The organism is Lysinibacillus sp. BNK-21 (assembly GCF_048684915.1).
GTDB lineage: Bacteria > Bacillota > Bacilli > Bacillales_A > Planococcaceae > Lysinibacillus > Lysinibacillus capsici.
Genome location: NZ_JBLQTS010000001.1, coordinates 599,639 through 620,772 on the forward strand (window position 1 = coordinate 599,639; position 21,134 = coordinate 620,772).

Annotated in this window: 19 protein-coding genes; 9 read left to right on the forward strand and 10 right to left on the reverse strand. The window is 39.7% G+C overall.

The window, feature by feature from the left end; all coding sequences use genetic code 11:
* Nucleotides 1-2: 2 nt before the first annotated feature.
* The 3 genes from ACMGGO_RS03045 to ACMGGO_RS03055 all read left to right on the forward strand — a co-directional run bounded on the left by ACMGGO_RS03045 (nucleotide 3) and on the right by ACMGGO_RS03055 (nucleotide 5,293).
* Complete coding sequence (locus ACMGGO_RS03045; protein WP_326141098.1) at nucleotides 3-2,891, forward strand: ATP-binding protein; 2,889 nt, start codon at nucleotides 3-5, stop codon at nucleotides 2,889-2,891.
* Nucleotides 2,888-3,823, forward strand: coding sequence for a 3'-5' exoribonuclease YhaM (gene yhaM / locus ACMGGO_RS03050; protein ID WP_048391758.1), 936 nt, complete (start codon nucleotides 2,888-2,890; stop codon nucleotides 3,821-3,823). The genes ACMGGO_RS03045 and yhaM overlap by 4 nt, the downstream gene beginning before the upstream one ends.
* Before the next feature lie 165 nt (nucleotides 3,824-3,988).
* Nucleotides 3,989-5,293 carry a methyl-accepting chemotaxis protein gene (locus ACMGGO_RS03055; protein WP_279496118.1) on the forward strand — a complete coding sequence of 435 codons (1,305 nt, stop codon included), beginning with the start codon at nucleotides 3,989-3,991 and terminating at the stop codon, nucleotides 5,291-5,293.
* 62 nt (nucleotides 5,294-5,355) lie between these two features.
* Here ACMGGO_RS03055 and ACMGGO_RS03060 read toward each other — a convergent pair whose 3' ends face one another.
* Complete coding sequence (locus ACMGGO_RS03060) at nucleotides 5,356-6,336, reverse strand: peptidylprolyl isomerase (protein ID WP_048391754.1); 981 nt, start codon at nucleotides 6,334-6,336, stop codon at nucleotides 5,356-5,358.
* Nucleotides 6,337-6,479: 143 nt separating this feature from the next.
* Between ACMGGO_RS03060 and ACMGGO_RS03065 the strand changes: the two genes are divergently transcribed.
* Entirely contained in the window at nucleotides 6,480-6,584 is a 105-nt protein-coding gene (locus tag ACMGGO_RS03065; RefSeq protein WP_004230765.1) for a YjcZ family sporulation protein, read from the forward strand.
* A gap of 245 nt (nucleotides 6,585-6,829) precedes the next feature.
* Here ACMGGO_RS03065 and ACMGGO_RS03070 read toward each other — a convergent pair whose 3' ends face one another.
* The 6 genes from ACMGGO_RS03070 to ACMGGO_RS03095 form a co-directional block, all read right to left on the reverse strand.
* Nucleotides 6,830-7,015, reverse strand: coding sequence for a hypothetical protein (locus ACMGGO_RS03070; protein WP_008173337.1), 186 nt, complete (start codon nucleotides 7,013-7,015; stop codon nucleotides 6,830-6,832).
* A 70-nt stretch (nucleotides 7,016-7,085) separates the two neighbouring features.
* A complete protein-coding gene (locus ACMGGO_RS03075) occupies nucleotides 7,086-7,631 on the reverse strand; it encodes a DUF3267 domain-containing protein (RefSeq protein WP_016992098.1) in 546 nt (181 codons plus the stop codon).
* A 205-nt stretch (nucleotides 7,632-7,836) separates the two neighbouring features.
* Nucleotides 7,837-8,397: an HTH-type transcriptional regulator Hpr gene (locus ACMGGO_RS03080; RefSeq protein WP_004230760.1), complete on the reverse strand. Its 561-nt coding sequence runs from the start codon at nucleotides 8,395-8,397 to the stop codon at nucleotides 7,837-7,839.
* A 157-nt stretch (nucleotides 8,398-8,554) separates the two neighbouring features.
* Nucleotides 8,555-8,950: a YtxH domain-containing protein gene (locus tag ACMGGO_RS03085; protein WP_048391751.1), complete on the reverse strand. Its 396-nt coding sequence runs from the start codon at nucleotides 8,948-8,950 to the stop codon at nucleotides 8,555-8,557.
* A 134-nt stretch (nucleotides 8,951-9,084) separates the two neighbouring features.
* The gene (locus tag ACMGGO_RS03090) at nucleotides 9,085-9,621 is read right to left on the reverse strand and encodes a tryptophan transporter (protein ID WP_259949846.1); all 537 of its coding nucleotides are present in this window, start codon (nucleotides 9,619-9,621) and stop codon (nucleotides 9,085-9,087) included.
* Nucleotides 9,622-9,769: 148 nt separating this feature from the next.
* Nucleotides 9,770-10,183 (reverse strand): HIT family protein, encoded by a 414-nt coding sequence (locus tag ACMGGO_RS03095; RefSeq protein WP_048391747.1) that lies wholly within the window; start codon nucleotides 10,181-10,183, stop codon nucleotides 9,770-9,772.
* Between the two features lie 104 nt (nucleotides 10,184-10,287).
* Between ACMGGO_RS03095 and ACMGGO_RS03100 the strand changes: the two genes are divergently transcribed.
* Together ACMGGO_RS03100 and ACMGGO_RS03105 are read left to right on the forward strand one after the other, a co-directional pair.
* A complete protein-coding gene (locus ACMGGO_RS03100) occupies nucleotides 10,288-11,037 on the forward strand; it encodes an ABC transporter ATP-binding protein (RefSeq protein WP_066037077.1) in 750 nt (249 codons plus the stop codon).
* On the forward strand, nucleotides 11,021-12,202 hold the full coding sequence (locus tag ACMGGO_RS03105; RefSeq protein ID WP_066037078.1) for an ABC transporter permease: 1,182 nt from the start codon (nucleotides 11,021-11,023) through the stop codon (nucleotides 12,200-12,202). The genes ACMGGO_RS03100 and ACMGGO_RS03105 overlap by 17 nt, the downstream gene beginning before the upstream one ends.
* Before the next feature lie 68 nt (nucleotides 12,203-12,270).
* Here ACMGGO_RS03105 and ACMGGO_RS03110 read toward each other — a convergent pair whose 3' ends face one another.
* Complete coding sequence (locus ACMGGO_RS03110; RefSeq protein WP_048391740.1) at nucleotides 12,271-12,789, reverse strand: antibiotic biosynthesis monooxygenase family protein; 519 nt, start codon at nucleotides 12,787-12,789, stop codon at nucleotides 12,271-12,273.
* A gap of 233 nt (nucleotides 12,790-13,022) precedes the next feature.
* Between ACMGGO_RS03110 and hemE the strand changes: the two genes are divergently transcribed.
* The 3 genes from hemE (at nucleotide 13,023) to hemY (ending at nucleotide 16,585) form a co-directional block, all read left to right on the forward strand.
* On the forward strand, nucleotides 13,023-14,072 hold the full coding sequence (gene hemE, locus ACMGGO_RS03115; RefSeq protein WP_048391738.1) for a uroporphyrinogen decarboxylase: 1,050 nt from the start codon (nucleotides 13,023-13,025) through the stop codon (nucleotides 14,070-14,072).
* 156 nt (nucleotides 14,073-14,228) lie between these two features.
* Nucleotides 14,229-15,149, forward strand: a complete 921-nt coding sequence (gene hemH, locus ACMGGO_RS03120) for a ferrochelatase (protein WP_112116630.1) — start codon at nucleotides 14,229-14,231, stop codon at nucleotides 15,147-15,149.
* Nucleotides 15,150-15,163: 14 nt separating this feature from the next.
* Entirely contained in the window at nucleotides 15,164-16,585 is a 1,422-nt protein-coding gene (hemY, locus tag ACMGGO_RS03125; protein ID WP_048391734.1) for a protoporphyrinogen oxidase, read from the forward strand.
* Between the two features lie 138 nt (nucleotides 16,586-16,723).
* On the opposite strand, the gene ACMGGO_RS03130 is transcribed toward hemY, so the two are convergent.
* Complete coding sequence (locus ACMGGO_RS03130) at nucleotides 16,724-19,708, reverse strand: beta strand repeat-containing protein (RefSeq protein WP_420281568.1); 2,985 nt, start codon at nucleotides 19,706-19,708, stop codon at nucleotides 16,724-16,726.
* A 179-nt stretch (nucleotides 19,709-19,887) separates the two neighbouring features.
* On the reverse strand, nucleotides 19,888-20,973 hold the full coding sequence (locus ACMGGO_RS03135) for a glycosyltransferase (RefSeq protein WP_374805685.1): 1,086 nt from the start codon (nucleotides 20,971-20,973) through the stop codon (nucleotides 19,888-19,890).
* Nucleotides 20,974-21,134: the final 161 nt, after the last annotated feature.

A 21,134-nucleotide genomic window follows, 5' to 3' on the forward strand; every position in this document is an offset into this window, starting at 1 on the left:
ACATGCTGACAATACAGAAAATCCAAATTTATGGCTTTGGTAAGCATGAAAATATCTCCATTTCGTTAAATGATGGTGTCACTATTTTTTATGGATTAAATGAAGCAGGAAAAACGACGATACAGCAGTTTATACTACAAATGCTTTTTGGTTTCCCAACAAGGCAGCAGATACAGCGCAAATATGAGCCGAAAATTTCAACGAAATATGGAGGTCAGCTGACACTTTTACACCCTATTTATGGTCAATGTACAGTTGAACGTGTGAAAGGAAAGGCTGCTGGTGATGTTACTGTCTACCTAGAGGATGGAACGACGGGGCATGAGGAGTTGTTAGTAAAGCTTTTATATGGATATTCTAGGGTATCCTTTGAAGCCATTTTTTCTTTTTCGCTGCATGAACTACAAGGTATTGAAAAAATGTCTGAAGAGGAGCTAACCCATTTGCTACTTGCCTCAGGTACAACAGGTATTCAGTATTTATCCGCACTTGAAAAGAAAATGGATAAAGAGGCTAGTGAGCTGTTTAAAAAGACAGGTAAAGTGCCATTGATTAATCAAAAGATTGAACAACTAAAGCAGCTTGAGCGGACAATTAAACAGGAACAGGGGAAGATTCAAACCTTTGAGGATAAATTACAGCAATTACAATTACTTGAGCAAAATTTAGAACAGCTATTTGGTACGCAAAAACGGCAACAGCAACAATGGCAGCAATTAACTATTCAAAAGCAAGCACTCCCTCTCCTCAAGCAGCAACAGACATTGCAACAGACAATGACCAATTTTCAACATGTTCAGTTTCCATCAGAGGGTATCAGACGGTATGAGCAGGTAAAGGATCGTCTGTTACATGAAAGTCAGCAACTGATGCAATTAAAGGAGCAGCATCAAATATTGCAGGAGAAAATACTTGCAACAGTGGATGAGCAAAAGGTCAATGAAATGGCTTACCTTATGCAAAAAGAGGCAACGTGGCATCAGCTAATGGTGAAAGAGCAAAATTTACAGGATGATCTATTTTTGCTCGAACAAGAAATTGAAGCACAGTTTCGTTTACTAGGTGTAACAGAGAAAGAAGCACAAGAAAATCTTTTGAACGAAACAGTTTCACTCCAACAGGAGCAACAATTTCAGCTTCAATTAAGTAAATTAGAGGATGCGGAGGAAGAGCTAAAATTTCATCTACGTTCACTAGAGCAAGTACACCTAGAATTAGATGCAATAGCCAAACAGAAGCAACAGCTAATGCGTGAGTCATTAACAAGTGAGGAAGAACATATTTTAGCACAATGGCCTCAACAAAAGCGAAGGCTTGAGCAACTACGTTCTGCCAAATCGCAACGCAGTAAGCAGAAGCAGCCTCATGACTTTATCTGGCTTATACTACTGATTTGCTTCATGTCGTTTGCTTATGGTGTATTTGAAAAAAACATAGTTGTAATTCTAATTGGAGCAGTTTTATCATTGCTAACTTTTTTGTTTATTCGATATGTTAAGCAAGCAAATGAACCTACTAATAAAGAGAATAGCATCCTCCTGCGGGAGTTAGAGCAAGAGGAATTAACAGTACAAGCAGTTCTTGCAAAGAAGCAAAGATATGAAGATCGCTGGTTGCACATCAATGAACAGCAGAAAGAGAAGGAGCAGCAATATACTTCTCTTGAATATAAAATTCAACTAACGGAGGTAGAGAGTGAAGAGGCCACTCAAACGCTCCAACATTTTTTAAAGCGTTATCGCTTACAAGGAACGATAGCCAGATCGCTAATGCCCGAATTATTTATGCGTATTCGTGGTGTACAAGAATTAGCAGCTAAAAGAAACAGTACCTCAAGTCTGTTGCAAGAAACGCAGGTAGAAAAGAACAACATTTATGAGCAGCTTCAACGGGTTTTAGAGGGAGCCTATAATGAACATGAAATTTATATGCATTTACGAACAGCCTACCTTGAAGCACAACAGCAACAGCAGCAAGCACAGCATGCAAAAGATCAGCTAGCCAGCGTCCAAATAAAAATAGAAGGTGGACAATCAAGAATGGATCGTTATACTGCTGAAATGTACGAGCTATTCAAAGAAGCAAGGATCCAAAATGAACAGGCTTATTATGAAATGCATGAGCAATTTGAACAGAGAAGAAAAATTGAGACAGAATTGCAAACCGTCCAGGCTCAATTATCTTCACTCGATCTTCAACAGAAGGAAAATCTGATTGAGGACTCTGTTAGCGAACGCATATGTGCTTTAGAACAAGAGCAGCAATCATTGCAACTAGAAATTGATCAATGTCTGGAACAACGTGCTGCTTTGCTAATGGAAAAAGAACAGCTATTAAATGATGAAAAGTATGGTCAATTACTTCAACAGTTTGAGCAGGAGAAAACAGAATTGCAGCAGTTAATTGAGCAGTGGGCAACTAAAAAAGCTGTGGCGACAGCTATTCATGAAACCCTATTCCGTCTTCGTGAAGAAAAATTACCTCATGTCCTTGAAGAGGTAAATGCTATATTCCGTTTACTAACAGGAGGAAACTATGACAAAATTTCGATTCATGAGGATGGTTATTTTGTAGCGCAGGATGCTGCAGGGATACGTTATCAAATGGTGGAGTTGTCCCAGGCTACCAAAGAGCAAGCTTATATTGCATTGCGAATGGCTCTAGCAAAAACCCTAGTGAGCGCTGCACCATTTCCAATGATTATGGACGATCCTTTTGTCCATTTTGATCGAAACCGCACAGACAAAATGGTACAATTAATGAAAGAAGTAGGATATGAACGTCAAATTTTATATTTTACTTGTCATGACACAATGCTCAACTATTGGCAAAAAAACCAGATTGTCGATATAGGAGCATTAGCAAATGAAAGGGGAGTGGCGTCAACATGAAAGGGATTACGACGCTCCAAGTTGGAGAAGTAGTTGATCAATTTTTATTAATAAAACAAGCGACAAAAGGGGTTACAACCGTTGGGAAGCCATTTATGTCGCTAATATTACAAGATAAGAGTGGGGATATAGAGGCAAAGCTATGGGATACGAATGAGGATCATGAAAAGATGTACCATGCGGAAGCCATTGTACGTGTTGGCGGAGAGATTCATGACTATAGAGGAAAGAATCAATTGCGTATTAAATCTATCCGTGTTGCTAAGCCAGAGGAAGGAATTGCTATTCACGATTTAGTGCCATCCTCTGCAACACCAAAAGAACAACTATATGAAGAATTAACGCAATTTTTCTTTGACATTAAAAACCCTAATATCTCACGGATTACAAGAGCAGCAATTAAAAAACATCAAGAGGCTATTTTAGTTTTTCCAGCAGCGACTAAAAATCATCATGACTATGCATCAGGTTTATTAGATCATATGGTCTCCATGCTCAAACTAGGTAAAGCCATTGCTGACCTATATCCAACATTAAATCGTGACTTATTATATGCTGGAATTATTTTACATGATGTAGGCAAGGTTGTAGAGTTATCAGGCCCAGTTGCCACAATGTATACAGTGGAGGGCAATTTATTAGGTCATATTACGATTATGGTAAATGAAATTGCTAAGATTGCTAGTGAGCTTGAAATTGAAGGTGAAGAAGTCATGCTGTTGCAGCATATGGTATTGTCACACCATGGGAAAGAAGAGTGGGGTAGCCCGAAAAAACCTATGATTCAGGAAGCAGAAATTTTGCATTATATCGATAACATTGATGCAAAGATGAATATGTTAACAAGGGCATTAGGTAAAACGACACCGGGTGAATTTACAGAGAGACTCTTCCCACTTGATAATCGTTCATTCTATAAGCCTACTATTTAAAAAGCAATATCAATCGTCCCATAAACTAACGTTGCTGTCTAGCTATTCGATATTAATTTCTCTGAGTCTAAGTATTCATATATTTAATTGTAGTGCCTAACTATTGTACCAATGTGAATATTTATTTTAGAATAGAGAGAGAAATTATAGGAATGGGGAAAAGTAATGGATACAGAGGGACTTTTTTCACGGAAAATTAAGTTTTGGAAAAGTTTAATTTTCAAAATGATACTAGCTATCGGCATAAGTTTATTTATTAGCTCCCATATTTCAGAATTTGTTAGTCGTCAATTCGAGAAGGTAGTGCATTTGAATGGAAGTGCTGGGGTTGCCATTAATACATTTATTTCGTTATTTATTGGCACAGTAATTATTTCGTTATGTACAAGGTATATTGTCTTAAGGCGTGTAAAGCGTGTGTTAAATGCTATGACCCAGGCTGCTGATGGCGATTTAACTGTTCGTATTGATGATCGATTAAAAGATGAAATTGGTCAATTATCGACTGAATTTAATCATATGCTAGTACAAATTGGGACGGTCATTGAAAAGACGAATAAAGCATCGACAGATGTATCAACCTTTACAAAGGAATTTACAACGATTACCGAACAAAGCAGTCAAACAGTTGAAACTATTTCGGGTGCCATTGGGGAAATTGCCTCCAGTGCAGAAGGACAATTAAGGCAAATGGATTTATTATCTGAATCAGCACATTTAATTACTAAAGATATGGATCATGCATCTTCTGCTATTCAGGAAGTTGCCTCAATAGCAAATGAAACGAACCAAAAGGCTGATTTAGGATTACAGTTAATTGAGCAAACGATTGCAAAAATGAATACCATTAATGAATCTGTTCATCAGTCAACTGCAGTTGTAAATGCTTTAGGCGAAAAATCGAAGGAAATCAGTACGATTGTAGCGTTGATTACAAGTATTACAGATCAAACAAACTTGCTTGCATTAAATGCATCTATTGAAGCAGCTCGTGCAGGAGAGGCTGGAAAAGGCTTTGCAGTAGTGGCAGATGAAGTAAGAAAGTTAGCAGAGGAATCTGGAAAGGCTGCAGATAATATTCGAACATTGGTGGATGATATCTTAAACCAAACCTCCAGTGCTGTTTATGCTATTAATAGCGGTACACAGTTTGTGGAGGAAGGCCGTGAGTCTGTTGAACAGACAGGCGATACCTTTAAAAATATAGTCGTATATTTGCAACAGATAAGTCATCGTACAACGGAGGTAAAGGATATTGTCTTGCGTGTCAATGAGAAAGCTAGTCAAACAGATGAGGCTGTAAAAGAAGTCGTTGGCATAGCAAATGGCACATCTTCGGGCATACAGCATATTGCTTTATCTATCGAGCAACAAAGTGCTTCTAATGAGGAAATAGCAAGTGCTGCAAATGTTCTTCAGACAATGTCAAATGACCTACAAACTGAAATTAGCCAATTTAAAGTAAAATAGAGTAAAAAGAGAAGCATCTGATGTATCAGGGTGCTTCTCTTTTGTTATATACTAGACTCTAATTATTTAGATTCCTTGTCAGTATCTTCTGCTTTATCTTCGGAATCCTCTTTTGGCGCATTTTCTTCAGCTTTTTTAGCTGCTTCTTCAGCTGCTTTTGCTTGTTCTTCACTTGTTGTTGTAAAGAATTTAAGCGGTTCTTTTAAATCTTTATCAGATGTTTTCACATCGGCATCTTTAGCCATTTTTGCAACGATATCTTTAAGAATCGTTTGAGCTTCACCAGTTTGGTTCAGTTTACTTAACATAGTTGAACGAATGTTTTCTTCTTCGTCTTTAAATGAACCAACACCTTTTACATCACGCTTGTCCGTAATTTCAATTACATGGTAACCAAAGCTAGATTTTACTGGTTCACTTAATGTATTTAATTCAAGAGCATAAGCGGCATCGTTAAATTCATCTACCATTGAACCTACAGAGAACCATCCAAGCTCTCCACCTTTTTGAGCAGAGCCAGTATCTGTTGAGTACTCTTTTGCAACGTCCTCAAACTTAGCGCCACCCTTAATTTTTTCAATTACTTCTTTTGCTGTTTTTTCATCTGCTACTAAAATATGACGACCATTTAATTCTGTTTTCATTTGCTCGTAGTATTTTTTCACATCTTCTTCTTTAATGGCTTGATCTTTTAAAGCTTTTTCTTGAAGAAGTTGAACACGTAAAGAATCTTTAAAGCCCTGTTCTGTTAAACCACTTTCAGCAAGCGCTTGTGTAAAGCCATCACCAAATTGTGATGCAGTTGTGTCATACGCTTCTTTGATTTCTTTATCTGTTACTTCATATTTGTCAGCTAAAACTTTTTCAGTCACCATTTGCTGCATTACATATGAGCCTGTTAAAGCTTTTGCCTTTTCATTAAAATCAGCTACTGAAATATCGCCCACTTTAGAAGTAACGATTGCTTTGCTGTCTCCGCCGCTACAAGCACCAAGCGCTAATACAGATGCAGCTAAAGTTAAAGATAAAACTGTCTTTTTCATAGTGGATATTCTCTCCTAACATGGTTTCGTCCATTTTTTACTATAACATAAACGTTTTAAAAACAAAATGGTTCCCCCTTGAGTATTGCCTATATTTCAAATTTTGAAGCGCATAGGATATAGAAAAGAAAGGGGGTGAAGTTATGGGCAACGGAGGATACGGTGGCGGTGGCTACGGCTCAGGCTTTGCTTTATTAGTTGTGTTATTTATTTTATTAATTATCGTTGGTGCAGCGTTCCTATACTAATTAATAAAACCGCGAAAAGCTAAGAGCTTTAACTCTTAGCTTTTCTTAACAATGTTAGACATTCGCGCCGCATGCCTTAGGTTCTAAACAATTTATTTGATTAGTAAAAGTTGTTGCATGGGGGGCTCGACTTATCTTCAAGCGTGCGGACGGGCGCGGATGGTGCACATGTTTTGAAAGGGGCTTTTCAAAAAAGCCCGAAAAAATTTAGATTCCATTACGCCTTGGCGTAATGGAATTTTCTGTTAAACTGCATATAAAATTTCAATGTAGAATGAGACAAGTAGGATAGTAATAAGTATATTTATAGTTCGGAATATTTTTGGTTGGTTTTCTTCGGGAATTTCACGTCGCATGCATAGAGCATATGTCATGCGGTTAATTTGAAATAAATAGAATACCGAGAATAGAACTACAATCATTAATAGCAAGTCTATTCCTCCCCTCTTTCAATAGTAATAGCATAACAAAGAACGTCAATAAAAAACAAGTACAAGCAATTTAGTGAACGGTCGGTGGAACTAAAATTTCATAGCCTTTAGGTGTTTCCTCTATTTGTGAATTTTTAGGTGAATTCAAGAGATACTTTACGTAAAGGATATCAATCAGGCATAGACTACAGTGATAGGCTAACAGCAATGTCCCATAATGGGTATAGGCTGGTAAAAGCCATGTTCCAACTATAATACTAGTATTTAGAACGATAAAAGGCGTAAGTAATGCTAAGATGTATCGATTTTTAGATAATGGCTCTCGAATTCGCATGTGTAAAACAGGAATTATATAAAACTGACTACGTACACGTAATTTTAAATGTTGGCGTAAATCAAATAGGGCCACAAAGTGCAAAAATTTGTGAATGGGATAAAGTGTTAGCACAGCTATCACAAAGAGCCAGAATAGTCGATCTGTATAATGCTCTTCATTAAATAAATTAAACGTTACATACGAAACAGAAAAGACCAATAAAAAAGTAATGACACCCATTATAATAATACGCGTAGTACCGTAATGATGTTCTAAATTTAAAATTTTCCAGCAATGCATGGTTTTTTATCAACTCCGAATAGGAAGTGTCCTATTTAATGTAAATTGAATTATGTTAGAATGCAAGAAAAAGGAGGTACTTCAGAAATATTTCTGAAATACCTCCTTTCACATGACTCATTCCTGAATGAACAGTAGTATAACTCATTTATGTTCAACTTATAAATAATTGCAGGAAAAATTATGTGCAGTTTGAAGCTTCGTCTTATCCTTTTACAGGTGTGCGTTCTTCTAGTGTGTCAAAGGAATCACGGAAATGTTGGAAAGAGCGTTCGAAAATATCGATGAAATCTTCACCATAGATATTACGAATAACAGCCATTACATCTAAAAAATCAGGGAAACGGCCATATAAATCTTTTAATGCTAATGATCCTTCCAGTACGGAATGATACGTATTATGGTAGTTTTTATTCATCTCTATAATGAGCTCTGTGCCAGCTTCTGTAAGTTCAACATACGTATTACGTTTATCGTCATCACGCTTGGAAAACTTAAGAAAGCCACGCTCTTCTAATTTTTTGGAGAAATTAAATGCTGTAGAAACATGCATCACGCCAAATTTAGCAACATCAGAAATGGAAGCGCCTTTTAAGTGGTATGAAATCCATAAAATATGGTGTTCATTAATATTTAAATCATAAGGTTTAATCCATTGTTGCCAATCCTTTTCAACCGCTTTCCACAGCGCTTTTGATAACTGTGCGATTCTTTGACTATAAAGCATCGCTTCTTTTTGTGTATATAATTCCTCTGACAAAGCCATCACCTACTGCTTTCTTTCACATTTTTAAAAATATTATAGCAGTAAAGGAAAAAAGTTTAAAGTTAGAAAAATTAAAAAATTGAAAAGTGGCTAAAAAATAATATTATAGCAATAGTTTTTGATAAAAATACAGATTATCTAACTATTGATAAGGACTTTAGTCGCTAACTTTTTCTTGAGGTTTTTTCTTATTTTCTGTAATTTGTGCAATGTTTTTCTCGATTTCGCTTATCGAATTCTGTAAAGCATCTAATTCTTGTTGTAAATTATTTTTCGTTGGTTCGATTTCTTCAGTAAAAGTCGTAATTGTTTGCTTTAAATCATTTATTATTTGTGGGATATTATTTTTTACTTCATTTGTTAATGTGTTAACAGATTGTTTAACAGTTCCTACTTGTTGTTTTACATCAAGGAGCATACCCTTTGTTTGGTCAACATTTTGTTTAACAGAAGCACGTAGCTGTTGCCCAGATTGTGGCGTGGAGAAAAGTACAGCGATTGTCCCACCGATAATTCCTGTCGTTAGTCCAAGTAAAAATGGTTTTGCTTTCATATTAGATACCTCATTTCTAGTCATGTTTATTTACTATTAAACCATGAAATGCACCAATACAAAAAGAAAAAAGAAACTAAACGAGTGATTTGACCGTCACAGTTTAGTTTCTTTTGATTATTTAAAGTGTTTATTTATGAAATTTGAGAAATAGCTGTATTGAATTTAGAGCGCTTCACTAATTTTGAAACAATTGGATAAATAACGGCAAACGCAACAACGTTAAATACGACAGCTGGAAGGACAACGCCAATAAATAGCATCGCAAACGTCGCGCCAACATTTGCATTAAACACAAAAAGCGCTACTACTAAGAAGACAGTTCCTGAAAGAATTGTTCCCAAGCCAACTAAGACAGCAGATACGGCGAAATGACCTGCCAGTTTTTTGAGAATGATTAAAGCAGCTAAAAATACAAAACCAGTAACAGCTTTATCAATAATATTTGGAACTAGACCTGCTGGGAATGTTGTAAATAAACCTGAAAGCACCCCTGTTGAAAGAGAAAGTAGGAACGTTTCTTTCACTGTTGGGAATAATAGAATACCAATAAACATCATGGTTAACATAAAATCAGGCTTCATTCCATTCACCATTCCTGGTGTAACCACATAAAGTGCAGCACCGACACCTACTAACAGTGCCATTAATACTAAATTCTTTGTATTCATTTGAATCTCTCCTCGACTATGCTAATCTATTTGTCTCCTAACGTGTCCTCTTGACCGCTAGCGAAACTTATTTGTGATTGTACGCTAAATTTTAAAAATTTGCAATACAGCATTCTGAACATTCAGATGTTAATATATTACAAATGGCTTATAGATTGGCTTTAATACTTTCTGCTACTTCTGACAACTGCTCTGGTGAGTACTTTTGTGTTTGCCAAATTAAGCCTAGCCCTTCTTTTTCATCGTAACGCGGAATAAAATGTAAGTGGTAGTGGAAAACAGTTTGTCCAGCTGCAGCACCGTTGTTATTAATGGTATTCAAACCAATCGGCTGAAATGCTGCTTTAATTGCATTTGCAATTTTTGGTGCCACAGCATATAGATTACGAGCCACTTCCTCTGGCATTTCAAATAAATCTTTGCAGTGATGCTTTGGAATTAATAGTGTATGGCCCTTTGCAACAGGTGAAATGTCTGTGAATGCATAGACATGATCGTCTTCATAAATTTTTGTACTTGGAATGGAACCATCAATAATTTTGCAAAATAGGCAATCGCTCATAAGAATTTCCCCCTTAACGTATATGTAAGTACATTCTATCATACTCAAACCTGTATCATTTGCTAATTTTTGATAAAATATAATACAAGAAGAGGAGTGAGAATATGTCAGTATTAGAGGTACAACATGTGACAGGTGGTTATACAAGAAAACCTGTTATTAAAGATCTATCTTTTACGATTGGAGAAGGTGAACTAGTTGGCTTAATCGGCTTAAATGGAGCTGGGAAAAGTACAACGATTAAACATATTATAGGAACAATGTTGCCAAAGGAAGGGGACATTCGTCTAAATGGTGTAACATTAAAGGAAGATACGGACAAGTATCGTACAGCCTTTTCCTATATTCCTGAAACCCCTGTATTATACGATGAGCTAACATTAAGAGAGCATTTAGAATTAACTGCAATGGCTTACGGTATTGACAAAGCAACACTCGATGCTCGTTCTGAGGTACTGTTAAAAGAATTTCGAATGGAGAAAAGATTAAATTGGTTCCCTTCACATTTTTCAAAGGGAATGCGTCAAAAAGTTATGATTATGTGTGCCTTTTTAGTGAATCCAAGTCTATATATTATTGATGAACCTTTTGTGGGATTGGATCCATTAGGTATTCAATCGTTATTAGATCAAATGGATGAAAAGAAAAAAGAAGGCGCTTCTATATTAATGTCTACACATATTCTATCAACAGCTGAAAAGCATTGTGATCGCATTATCTTATTGCATGAAGGAAGAGTTCGAGCACAAGGAACAATGGCTGATTTACGTCAATCATTTGCTATGCCGTATGCGACATTAGATGACCTCTATATTGCTATGACAAAGGAGCGGGACCATGAAGAACTTGCGTGATGTATGGTCCTCTCGCTTCATGCATTATATAGGAGAAGTACAAAAATATATGCAATTTATTTTTACAGGGCATATTGCTATCGTACTTGTATTTCTAATAGGAGCAGGGGGCTATCAATATAGCGAATGGCTGAAAGTTGTTCAAACAGACTTTCCAGCAGAAGTCCTGATAGCTGTTATCATCGGGATTTTATTGGCCTTTAGCCGTCCGACTACATTGTTGAGAGAGCCAGATCAAGTATACTTATTACCTTTAGAATCAAAGATGTCTTTGTACTTCAGCAAGGCGTTGGCTTGGACGTTTTGGTCTCAGGTGTGGATTGTAGCGATTGTCTATATTGTTAGTATCCCTTTATTAAAAGCCGTGACTGAATTAACAACGGTCGAAATATGGACAATATTTTTACTTACTATTGTGTTGAAATATCTAAGTGTTCGAGGAGAATTCAGCTATCGTTATAGTGAACGAGGGCAGATGGTTTGGGTGGATAGGTTTATCCGAGCTGTCATTTTTGCAGCTACTATTTATATGGGGCTCCATGCACAGTTGTTATTAGCAGTAATCGCGACAGTTATTAGTGTTGTTTATATGATGGTCTTTAGTAAAAAATCAGTTGGTGAACCAGTGCCGTATGAGCATTTTGTCAAGCTTGAACAGAATCGTATGATGAGCTTCTATCGTTTTGCAAATTATTTTACAGATGTACCTCATTTACACGGTAGCATTCGCCGTCGAAGCTGGATGGACTGGCTCTATAAATTTGTACCATACGGTAAGGAAAATGCTCAAAAGTACTTGGTATTTCGTACCTTTATTCGAACAGATGACCATTTCTATTTATGGGTACGCCTTACTGCTATTTCAGCAATCATTGCAGCATTTGTAGATATTCCTGTCGTTACATGGATTGTAGCAGGTGCACTCAGCTTTGCGACAACTATTCAGTTAAAACAAGCTCTGTTATCCAGTGGCGAATTTCGAATGGACATGCTCTATCCGTTACCAGATCATGCTCGTCAACTAGCTGTGAAGCAAATTGTGCGTTTAGCCATGATTACACAAGCTATTGTTGTGGGCTTATGTGCTATGACACAACCAATGTTTTATATTGCCTTTATCATTGTTTTGGTGATTAGTGAATTAACGTCGAAGGTTTCAAAGTAGAAATAGAATACTAAAAAGCTCATTTACCAATGATATTGTTGGATAAATGAGCTTTTAATTATTTAAACTTATTGTGAATCTTCTTCTTTTGGTATAGCACTATAGGTTGTTACATAAGAAGCTGCTGAGAAGATGTTTTGCTGGCGTATCCCAGTTGAATCATCTCTTCTAGCATGGGCAGTTTCATAGGCTTTAGAGCTCTTCCATGCGTCAAATGAATGAGGTCCATGCCATTGAGTCATGACAATGTAAGTATCACTCTTGATAGGCCTTAATAAACGGAAGGCAACAAAGCCAGGCTCGTTTTCAATAGCGCGTGAACGTTCTAAAAAGCGATGCTCGAAAACTGGTCTTCCTTCATCTGTTACAGGAATATTGTTGAAAACAAAGAAACCGTGTTCCTCTAAATCATTTACTGAATCTAGCACTTCAAATTTACGAGGTGTCGCAAATACTGTTTTTCCTTCTGTTTCATGTATCAGTACAGAGTTACCTTCCCCATGAATTAAAATCATATGTTCATTAGGATACTTATTTTTTACCTGTTCCAAAAAATCGCCAGTACCAGAAGTTAAATAAATATACATGAATTTATCCTCCTTATGAATCTTACTAATATAGCGTGATTATACCCTTTCTGGCGTAAGTCTAACGCTCCGCTCAAAAAGAATATGCCGAGAAAGAACAATTTTATGACATTTCACTAGGAAAACTATACAATAACAGAGGAAGCGTTTACTATTGGAAACGGATATCAATAATAAAGGAATAAACATGCGATTTTTTATAGTAAGAATTTAACGAGGGGAAGGAACTATTCATGACAACTTTTAATGATACACTTCTACGTGCTGCACGTGGAGAAAGGACCGCACATACACCAGTTTGGTATATGCGTCAGGCAGGACGTTCTCAGCCAGAATACCGTGCCATTAAAGAAAAGTATTCCTTAGAGGAAATTACACATCAACCTGAGCTATGTGCGTATGTCACTCGTCTACCTGTAGAAAATTACAATGTAGATGCTGCTATTTTATATAAAGATATTGTCACACCTCTCCCTGGAATTGGGATAGATGTGAAAATCAAGGCAGGTGTTGGTCCTGTTATTTCAAATCCTATTCGTTCAGTAGCGGATGTAGAAAAATTAGGTGAATTCAATGCTAAAGAGCATACACCATTTGTATTAGAAACAATCAAGTTACTTGCAGAAGAGCAATTAAATGTACCTCTAATCGGTTTTGCTGGAGCCCCATTCACACTTGCAAGCTACATGATTGAAGGTGGTCCTTCAAGAAACTATAATAAAACAAAATCATTTATGGTATCTGAACCTCAAGCTTGGTTTGCTTTAATGGATAAACTCGCTGACATGATTATTGCAGATGTAACGGCTCAAATTAAAGCTGGTGCAAAAGCTATCCAAGTGTTCGACTCATGGGTTGGAGCCTTAAATGTAGAGGATTACCGTGTATTTATTAAACCGATTATGACTCGTATTTTTGCAGAGTTGCAAAAAGAAAATGTACCATTAATTCAATTTGGAGTGGGTGCTAGCCATTTAGCAAAGGAATGGAATGATTTACCGATAGATGTTGTGGGCTTAGATTGGCGTTTACCGATTAAAGATGCACGTGCCAATGGTATTACCAAGCCTGTACAAGGAAACTTAGATCCATCCCTATTACTTGCAGATTGGTCAGTTATTGAAAAACGAACGAAGGATATTATTGATCAAGGTCTAGAAATGCCAGGTCATATCTTTAATCTTGGTCATGGTGTTTTCCCAGAGGTTGACCCAGATGTCTTAAAACGTCTTACAACACTTATTCATGAATATAGTGCTCAACAAATTCAAGCTCGTTCTTAATGGAAGTCAATCAAGCGTGAATAATATGTCCTTTTCTACATAGGGAATTTTAATTTCAATGTAGAAAAGGAGCTGTCCAACAATCAAGATTGGGCAGCTTCTTTTTATCACATAATGTATGAAAAACATAAAACAATTTTAGAGGTGAAAAGGGTAATGAAAGAAGTTAAAGGCTTACTAGTAATGGCATATGGAACACCTTATAAAGAAGAAGATATTGAACCTTACTATACGCATATTCGTCATGGACGTAAACCTTCTGCAGAGCATTTAGAAGATTTGCGTAGCCGCTATGAAGCAATCGGTGGTTTATCCCCATTAGCTGCGGCAACACAAGCACAAGCTGAAGCATTATGTACACGTTTGAACGAAGTACAGGATGCTATAGAATATAAATTGTTTATTGGTTTAAAACATATTCATCCATTTATAGAAGATGCAGTAGAGCAAATGGTGGAGGAGGGCATAAAAGAAGCGGTTTCTATTGTTTTAGCTCCTCATTTCTCTACTTTCTCAATTAAGTCTTATAATGGTCGTGCTGAAGAGGCCGCAGGAGGTCGCTTAAAGATAACTTCTGTGGAATCTTGGTATGACGAGCCAAAATTCATAGAATACTGGAAACAACAAGTGAATGAGACATTCAATGCAATGTCAGAAGAAGAACGTGAGACAGCTTGTCTAATTGTATCAGCACATTCATTGCCTGAAAAAATTAAAAACTTAGGTGATCCATATGAAGATCAACTAATTGAAACAGCTCGTCTTATTCAAGCTGCGACCGGTTTAAAAAATGTAGAGGTTGGCTGGCAATCAGCAGGCCAAACACCAGAGCCTTGGATTGGTCCAGATGTTCAAGACTTAACACGTGAGCTATTCGAAGAAAAAGGTTTCCGTTCATTTGTTTATACACCAGTAGGTTTCGTAACAGAGCATTTAGAAGTGTTGTATGACAACGATTTTGAATGTAAAGTTGTTTGTGATGAACTTGGTGCAAAATACTATCGTCCAGCGATGCCAAATACACATCCTTTATTTATTGATGCGATGGTAGAGGCGATTCATAAAAAATTAAGCTAAGCGAAAAGAAAGTGATGATGTTGGTGACTCAGAAAAGACGAAAGGTAGTTGTCGTAGGCGGTGGCATTACAGGCCTTACAGCTGCGTTCTATATGCAAAAAGAAGCAAGCGCAAAAGAATTGCCATTAGATATCGTACTTGTCGAGTCGTCATTACGTCTTGGCGGAAAAATTCAAACTCTAAGAAAAGATGGCTTTATTATTGAGCGTGGGCCAGAATCTTTTTTTGATCGTGAAAACTATGTCAATGATTTAGCAAAGGATCTTGGGATCGAACAGAAACTATTAACAAGTAATGCGGGTCCAAACTATATAGCTGTTGGTAGTCAGTTATATCCAATACCTAGTCATCTCTTATCTGGAGAGACACCACATATCTCTTCATTCATAACTTCAGGCTTGTTCTCACTAAGTGGTAAAGTTCGTGCGGCGGGGGACTTTTTCATTCCCCGTTCTACACAGGATGACGATCAACCGTTAGGCGCTTTTTTTAGAAGAAGATTTGGTGCTGAGATAGTGGAAAATCTAGTAGAGCCCCTACTAGCAGGTACATTTGCAGGGGATATTGAGCAGTTAAGTATGAGCTCAACCTTCCCACAGCTTTATAGTTTAGAACAACAATATCGTAGTTTGCTGATTGGTATGAAGAAGTCAGGCACGAATTTCTTAAGCAATCATCACATAGCTGAAAATAAAGGTATCTTTCAAACCTTTAGCAATGGCCTTGAAACACTCATTGAAAGTATAGAAGAATCACTACTTCCGGGGACAGTGATGAAGGGTGTCAAAGTAGAGGAAATAGAGCATGGCAAGGATGGTTCAGTTCAGGTAATGCTCAATAATTTTTCACATATCAAAGCAGATGCTGTTATTATTGCCACCCCCTTTAATATGGCTGAAAAAATGTTTAGTAAGTTAAGTCTATTACATGAATTGGGCACAATGAAGGCTGCTACTATTGCAACCGTTACAATGGCCTTTAAAAAGGAACAACTCGGGGATTTAGATGCACTTTCTTTTTATGTCTCTCGAAATAGTGATTTTTCAATTACTTCCTGCACTTGGATGAATCGAAAATGGCCAGGTACTTCACCAAAGGATTTTGTATTATTACGCAGTTATATTGGTCGAGTGGGCGACGAAGCGATTGTGGCTTTATCGGATACGGAGATCGAAAAAACCGTGCTACAGGATTTACAGAAAACGATTGGTATCGATGGCGCACCTGTCACAACGGTTGTAACACGTTGGAAAAATGCGATGCCACAATATACAGTTGGCCACGAGGCGAAAGTCCTTCGTATCAAACAAGAATTACAAGAACATTTTCCAACTGTAAAGCTTGCAGGAAGCTCGTTTGAAGGAATATCAATTCCAGAATGTGTACAGCAAGGTAAACAGGTTGCGAATGAAGTATTAATGGAAATGTTCAAGTAATGCAAATCAGATAGTACAAACATTTATTATCAATGTTTGTACTATTTTTTATATTGTTACATGAAAAAGAAATAGCAAACCACTATTTGTGGTTTGCTATTTCTACTAAGAGCTGTATTGCTGATTAATGTCCTAACTCTAAGAAATTCGATGACATGACCAAACAATACCACCAGAGTTAGCGCCGCCTAGTGTAAGAGAGATAGTCAATCCATTTGCTTCATAGAACAAATCAATCGTATCTCCAGCATTTAAATTCACTTCTCCTGCTAAAGTGATTGTGCCATTTCCAAGAACTGCGCGTAAAGTTAATACAAGCGCCACATTGACATTTAGTACAGGGAACAAGCCACTAATTAAATTTGTAGTAGCATTTTGTCTAATTGCAAATGAAGGGTTTATTCCTGCTCCTAAAGTAACGGTAATAGCCGCAGCAGTGGAGTAGTTAATGGTTGCTTCAAAGGAATACCTACCTGTAGTTGGTACAGTGAATATCCCAGTTGTTGGATTGAAAGCAGGTGTTGTAAAGTATGGTGAAGCAACACTCCAGTTAGTGATTGAAGTAGATCCACTAACAGCCAACGTGTTTTTAAAGGCAGAGAATCCTTCAGTAAACGCAGGCCCAGTAGCACCCGTAGCGCCAGTTACACCAGTAACGCCGGTAGCGCCAGTTACACCAGTAACGCCGGTAGCCCCGGTTACACCAGTAACGCCAGTAGGTCCGATTGCGCCAGTCGCGCCCGTAGAACCAGCAACACCGGTAGCCCCAGTTACCCCAGTAGCGCCAGTAGGTCCGATTGCACCAGTCAAGCCAGTAGCCCCGGTTATCCCAGTAGCGCCGGTAGCTCCAGTAACGCCAGTAGCGCCAGTAGGTCCGATTGCGCCAGTCGCGCCCGTAGAACCAGCAACACCGGTAGCCCCAGTTACCCCAGTAGCGCCAGTAGGTCCGATTGCGCCAGTTATCCCAGTAGTGCCAGTAGGTCCGATTGCGCCAGTCAAGCCAGTAGCCCCGGTTACACCAGTAGCGCCGGTAGCCCCGGTTACACCAGTAGCGCCGGTAGCCCCAGTTACACCAGTAACGCCGGTAGCGCCGGTAGAACCAGTAGCGCCAGTAGGTCCGATTGCACCAGTAACGCCAGTAACGCCCGTAGCCCCAGCAACACCGGTAGCCCCAGTTACCCCAGTAGCGCCGGTCTCACCCGTAGCCCCAGCAACGCCGGTAGCGCCAGTAACGCCAGTAACGCCGGTAGCCCCAGTTATCCCAGTAGTGCCAGTAGGTCCGATTGCGCCAGTCAAGCCAGTAGCCCCGGTTACCCCAGTAGCGCCGGTAGCCCCAGTTACACCAGTAACGCCAATAGCCCCAGTAACGCCGGTAGCCCCGGTTACTCCAGTAGCGCCAGTTACCCCAGTAACGCCGGTAGCCCCGGTTACCCCAGTAGCGCCAGTTACCCCAGTAAGGCCGGTAGCCCCGGTTACCCCAGTAAGGCCGGTAGCCCCAGTTACACCAGTAACGCCGGTAGCGCCGGTAGAACCAGTAGCGCCAGTAGGTCCGATTGCACCAGTAACGCCAGTAACGCCAGTAGTGCCCGTAGCCCCAGTAACGCCGGTAGCCCCAGTCTCACCCGTAGAACCAGTAACACCGGTAGCGCCAGTAGGTCCGATTGCGCCAGTAGCCCCAGTAGCCCCAGTTACCCCAGTAGCGCCGGTCTCACCCGTAGCCCCAGCAACGCCGGTAGCGCCAGTAACGCCAGTAACGCCGGTAGCCCCAGTTATCCCAGTAGTGCCAGTAGGTCCGATTGCGCCAGTCAAGCCAGTAGCCCCGGTTACACCAGTAGCGCCGGTAGCCCCAGTTACACCAGTAACGCCAATAGCCCCAGTAACGCCGGTAGCCCCGGTTACTCCAGTAGCGCCAGTTACCCCAGTAACGCCGGTAGCCCCGGTTACCCCAGTAGCGCCAGTTACCCCAGTAAGGCCGGTAGCCCCGGTTACCCCAGTAAGGCCGGTAGCCCCAGTTACACCAGTAACGCCGGTAGCGCCGGTAGAACCAGTAGCGCCAGTAGGTCCGATTGCACCAGTAACGCCAGTAACGCCAGTAGTGCCCGTAGCCCCAGTAACGCCGGTAGCCCCAGTCTCACCCGTAGAACCAGTAACACCGGTAGCGCCAGTAGGTCCGATTGCGCCAGTAGCCCCAGTAGCCCCAGTTACCCCAGTAGCGCCGGTCTCACCCGTAGCCCCAGCAACGCCGGTAGCGCCAGTAACGCCAGTAGGTCCGATTGCACCAGTAACGCCAGTAGTGCCCGAAGAACCAGTAACGCCGGTAGCCCCGGTTACTCCAGTAGCGCCAGTGGGTCCGATTGCACCAGTCAAGCCAGTAGCGCCGGTTACCCCAGTAACGCCAGTAGCCCCAGTAACGCCGGTAGCCCCGGTTACTCCAGTAGCGCCAGTTACCCCAGTAACGCCGGTAGCCCCAGTTACCCCAGTAGCGCCGGTCTCACCCGTAGCCCCAGCAACGCCGGTAGCGCCAGTAGGTCCGATTGCGCCAGTAACGCCAGCAGCCCCAGTAGCGCCAGTTACCCCAGTAGCGCCGGTCTCACCCGTAGCCCCAGCAACGCCGGTAGCGCCAGTAACGCCAGTAGCGCCAGTAGGTCCGATTGCACCAGTCAAGCCAGTAGCGCCGGTTACCCCAGTAGCACCAGTAGGTCCGATTGCACCAGTAGCTCCAGTTACCCCAGTAACGCCGGTAGCCCCGGTTACACCCGTAGAACCAGTAACACCCGTAGCCCCAGTAGCCCCAGTTACCCCGGTTACTCCAGTAACGCCCGTAGCCCCAGTAGCCCCAGTTACCCCGGTTACCCCAGTATCGCCAGTGGGCCCAGTCTCACCTGTAGAACCAGTAACGCCGGTAGCGCCAGTAGCACCAGTAACACCAGTAGCCCCGGTAACGCCAGTAGCCCCAGTAACGCCAGTCACACCTGTACTACCTGTAGGTCCAGTTATCCCCCCAGTCGGTCCTGTAGGTTTCACTGGCCAAATTGGACAACTTGGAATAGGACCAGTTTTACAACAACAAGGAAATGAATGACACTTACTGCAAACTCTATCTATAAAATTTCCAAAATGCATAATCTCACCTCCTCTCTCAAATATCGTATTCTGATGAATGATAAGGGAGGTAGACACATAACTATTAATTACTTGTAAATAGAGAGTTATTTATAGATTCGTTGCAATTGTATTTAAGATAATTGGATGTTTATCCTGTGAATAGGAGACGAAACTTTTTAGATGGTGATTGATATTTTTTAAGAGTCATTTTGATTGATTGTTAAAATACGCTTGAAATATTCTTTATTGTGTAGAATTTTTGGGTCATTCGGAATAAACGAGCCCGCTAATTCATTATGGGCATTGGCTAGTTCATATTGTTGTAAGCGATCGTAAAGAACACAGAGCTGTAAGTGGGGTAGCCATGTAGAAAAGCTTTTGTTTTGAAAGGGCGCATTTGGCTTCTGTTTAATCACTAGAGCTTGCTCATACCAAAATATAGCTTCGTAATTTCTAGATTGTTCCATAAAGTGATAACCTAGGCGACAGCAGGCTTCTGGTCGGGGGATATCGTATTCAAAGCTTCGTAGTATAGCGCTGAAATTGTTTTCTTTATCGTTTAAATGGGAATAGCAATCAGCTAATTTTAAGCAGGCACGTATGTTATCTTCAATCCACCCTAATTTGGACGTTAAAAATAATTCATAATAATAAATAGCTTCCTCAAACAGGCCATGATCTACTAATTCATTAGCAAAATAAAATGTATCACGTGGTGATAGTGTTTCTCCTGTTTCAATCAGTTGTCTATAAATCGTAATATTGCGGGAGTGATCATGGGTTAACGGTAAATGGCTGACAGCAACATCACTATCAAACAACATACCACAAACTTCTAAATATTCATGAACTGCACCAATCCATTGAAATTGCTTTTCCCTCCTGACAAGGCGATATCTTCTTATTAAGACATCTGCATTTCCCTCATGATCGAAACTTAAATGATAATTCATAGAAACAGCATCAATGTCGGAAGTAAGAGATGCTTTGAGTGCCTTTAATTTTTGGCGGTCTTCCTCTAAAAAAACATCGTCAGCATCAAGCCAGAGGATGTATTCTTTTGTTGCTTGTTGAAAGGAAAAGTTTCGTGCTGCTGCAAAGTGATGTATCCATTTAAAATCAAAAATTCGGTCGGTATATTGTGCAACCACTTGCTTTGTACTATCTGTTGATCCCGTATCAACAATATTAATTTCATCTACTATATCTTTGACAGAGTCAAGACATCGACCAATAACATCTTCTTCATTTTTTACAATCATACATAAGCTAATGGATATCATACTCTATTCCTCCTTACCATTATCTTTGTAATATATGTAAGGACGGAAATATTGGTTGGATGATTGAACTGTTAGAAGAATTGCGCGCCTGATATGTGAAATGTATTTTCATGGTTTGTCATAAATTTACCTTCCAAGTTTCACCCGAATTTCACAATTGT

Coding starts and splice junctions, on each gene's coding strand:
- ACMGGO_RS03100 (WP_066037077.1), top strand. CDS start 10,288: ATGTCAGTATTAGAGGTACAACATGTGACAGGTGGTTATACAAGAAAA.
- ACMGGO_RS03055 (WP_279496118.1), top strand. CDS start 3,989: ATGGATACAGAGGGACTTTTTTCACGGAAAATTAAGTTTTGGAAAAGT.
- ACMGGO_RS03045 (WP_326141098.1), top strand. CDS start 3: ATGCTGACAATACAGAAAATCCAAATTTATGGCTTTGGTAAGCATGAA.
- ACMGGO_RS03075 (WP_016992098.1), bottom strand. CDS start 7,631: ATGCATTGCTGGAAAATTTTAAATTTAGAACATCATTACGGTACTACG.
- ACMGGO_RS03060 (WP_048391754.1), bottom strand. CDS start 6,336: ATGAAAAAGACAGTTTTATCTTTAACTTTAGCTGCATCTGTATTAGCG.
- hemY (WP_048391734.1), top strand. CDS start 15,164: ATGATGTTGGTGACTCAGAAAAGACGAAAGGTAGTTGTCGTAGGCGGT.
- ACMGGO_RS03110 (WP_048391740.1), bottom strand. CDS start 12,789: ATGTATATTTATTTAACTTCTGGTACTGGCGATTTTTTGGAACAGGTA.
- ACMGGO_RS03085 (WP_048391751.1), bottom strand. CDS start 8,950: ATGAAAGCAAAACCATTTTTACTTGGACTAACGACAGGAATTATCGGT.
- yhaM (WP_048391758.1), top strand. CDS start 2,888: ATGAAAGGGATTACGACGCTCCAAGTTGGAGAAGTAGTTGATCAATTT.
- ACMGGO_RS03130 (WP_420281568.1), bottom strand. CDS start 19,708: ATGCATTTTGGAAATTTTATAGATAGAGTTTGCAGTAAGTGTCATTCA.
- ACMGGO_RS03065 (WP_004230765.1), top strand. CDS start 6,480: ATGGGCAACGGAGGATACGGTGGCGGTGGCTACGGCTCAGGCTTTGCT.
- ACMGGO_RS03090 (WP_259949846.1), bottom strand. CDS start 9,621: ATGAATACAAAGAATTTAGTATTAATGGCACTGTTAGTAGGTGTCGGT.
- hemH (WP_112116630.1), top strand. CDS start 14,229: ATGAAAGAAGTTAAAGGCTTACTAGTAATGGCATATGGAACACCTTAT.
- ACMGGO_RS03135 (WP_374805685.1), bottom strand. CDS start 20,973: ATGATATCCATTAGCTTATGTATGATTGTAAAAAATGAAGAAGATGTT.
- ACMGGO_RS03105 (WP_066037078.1), top strand. CDS start 11,021: ATGAAGAACTTGCGTGATGTATGGTCCTCTCGCTTCATGCATTATATA.
- hemE (WP_048391738.1), top strand. CDS start 13,023: ATGACAACTTTTAATGATACACTTCTACGTGCTGCACGTGGAGAAAGG.
- ACMGGO_RS03080 (WP_004230760.1), bottom strand. CDS start 8,397: ATGGCTTTGTCAGAGGAATTATATACACAAAAAGAAGCGATGCTTTAT.
- ACMGGO_RS03095 (WP_048391747.1), bottom strand. CDS start 10,183: ATGAGCGATTGCCTATTTTGCAAAATTATTGATGGTTCCATTCCAAGT.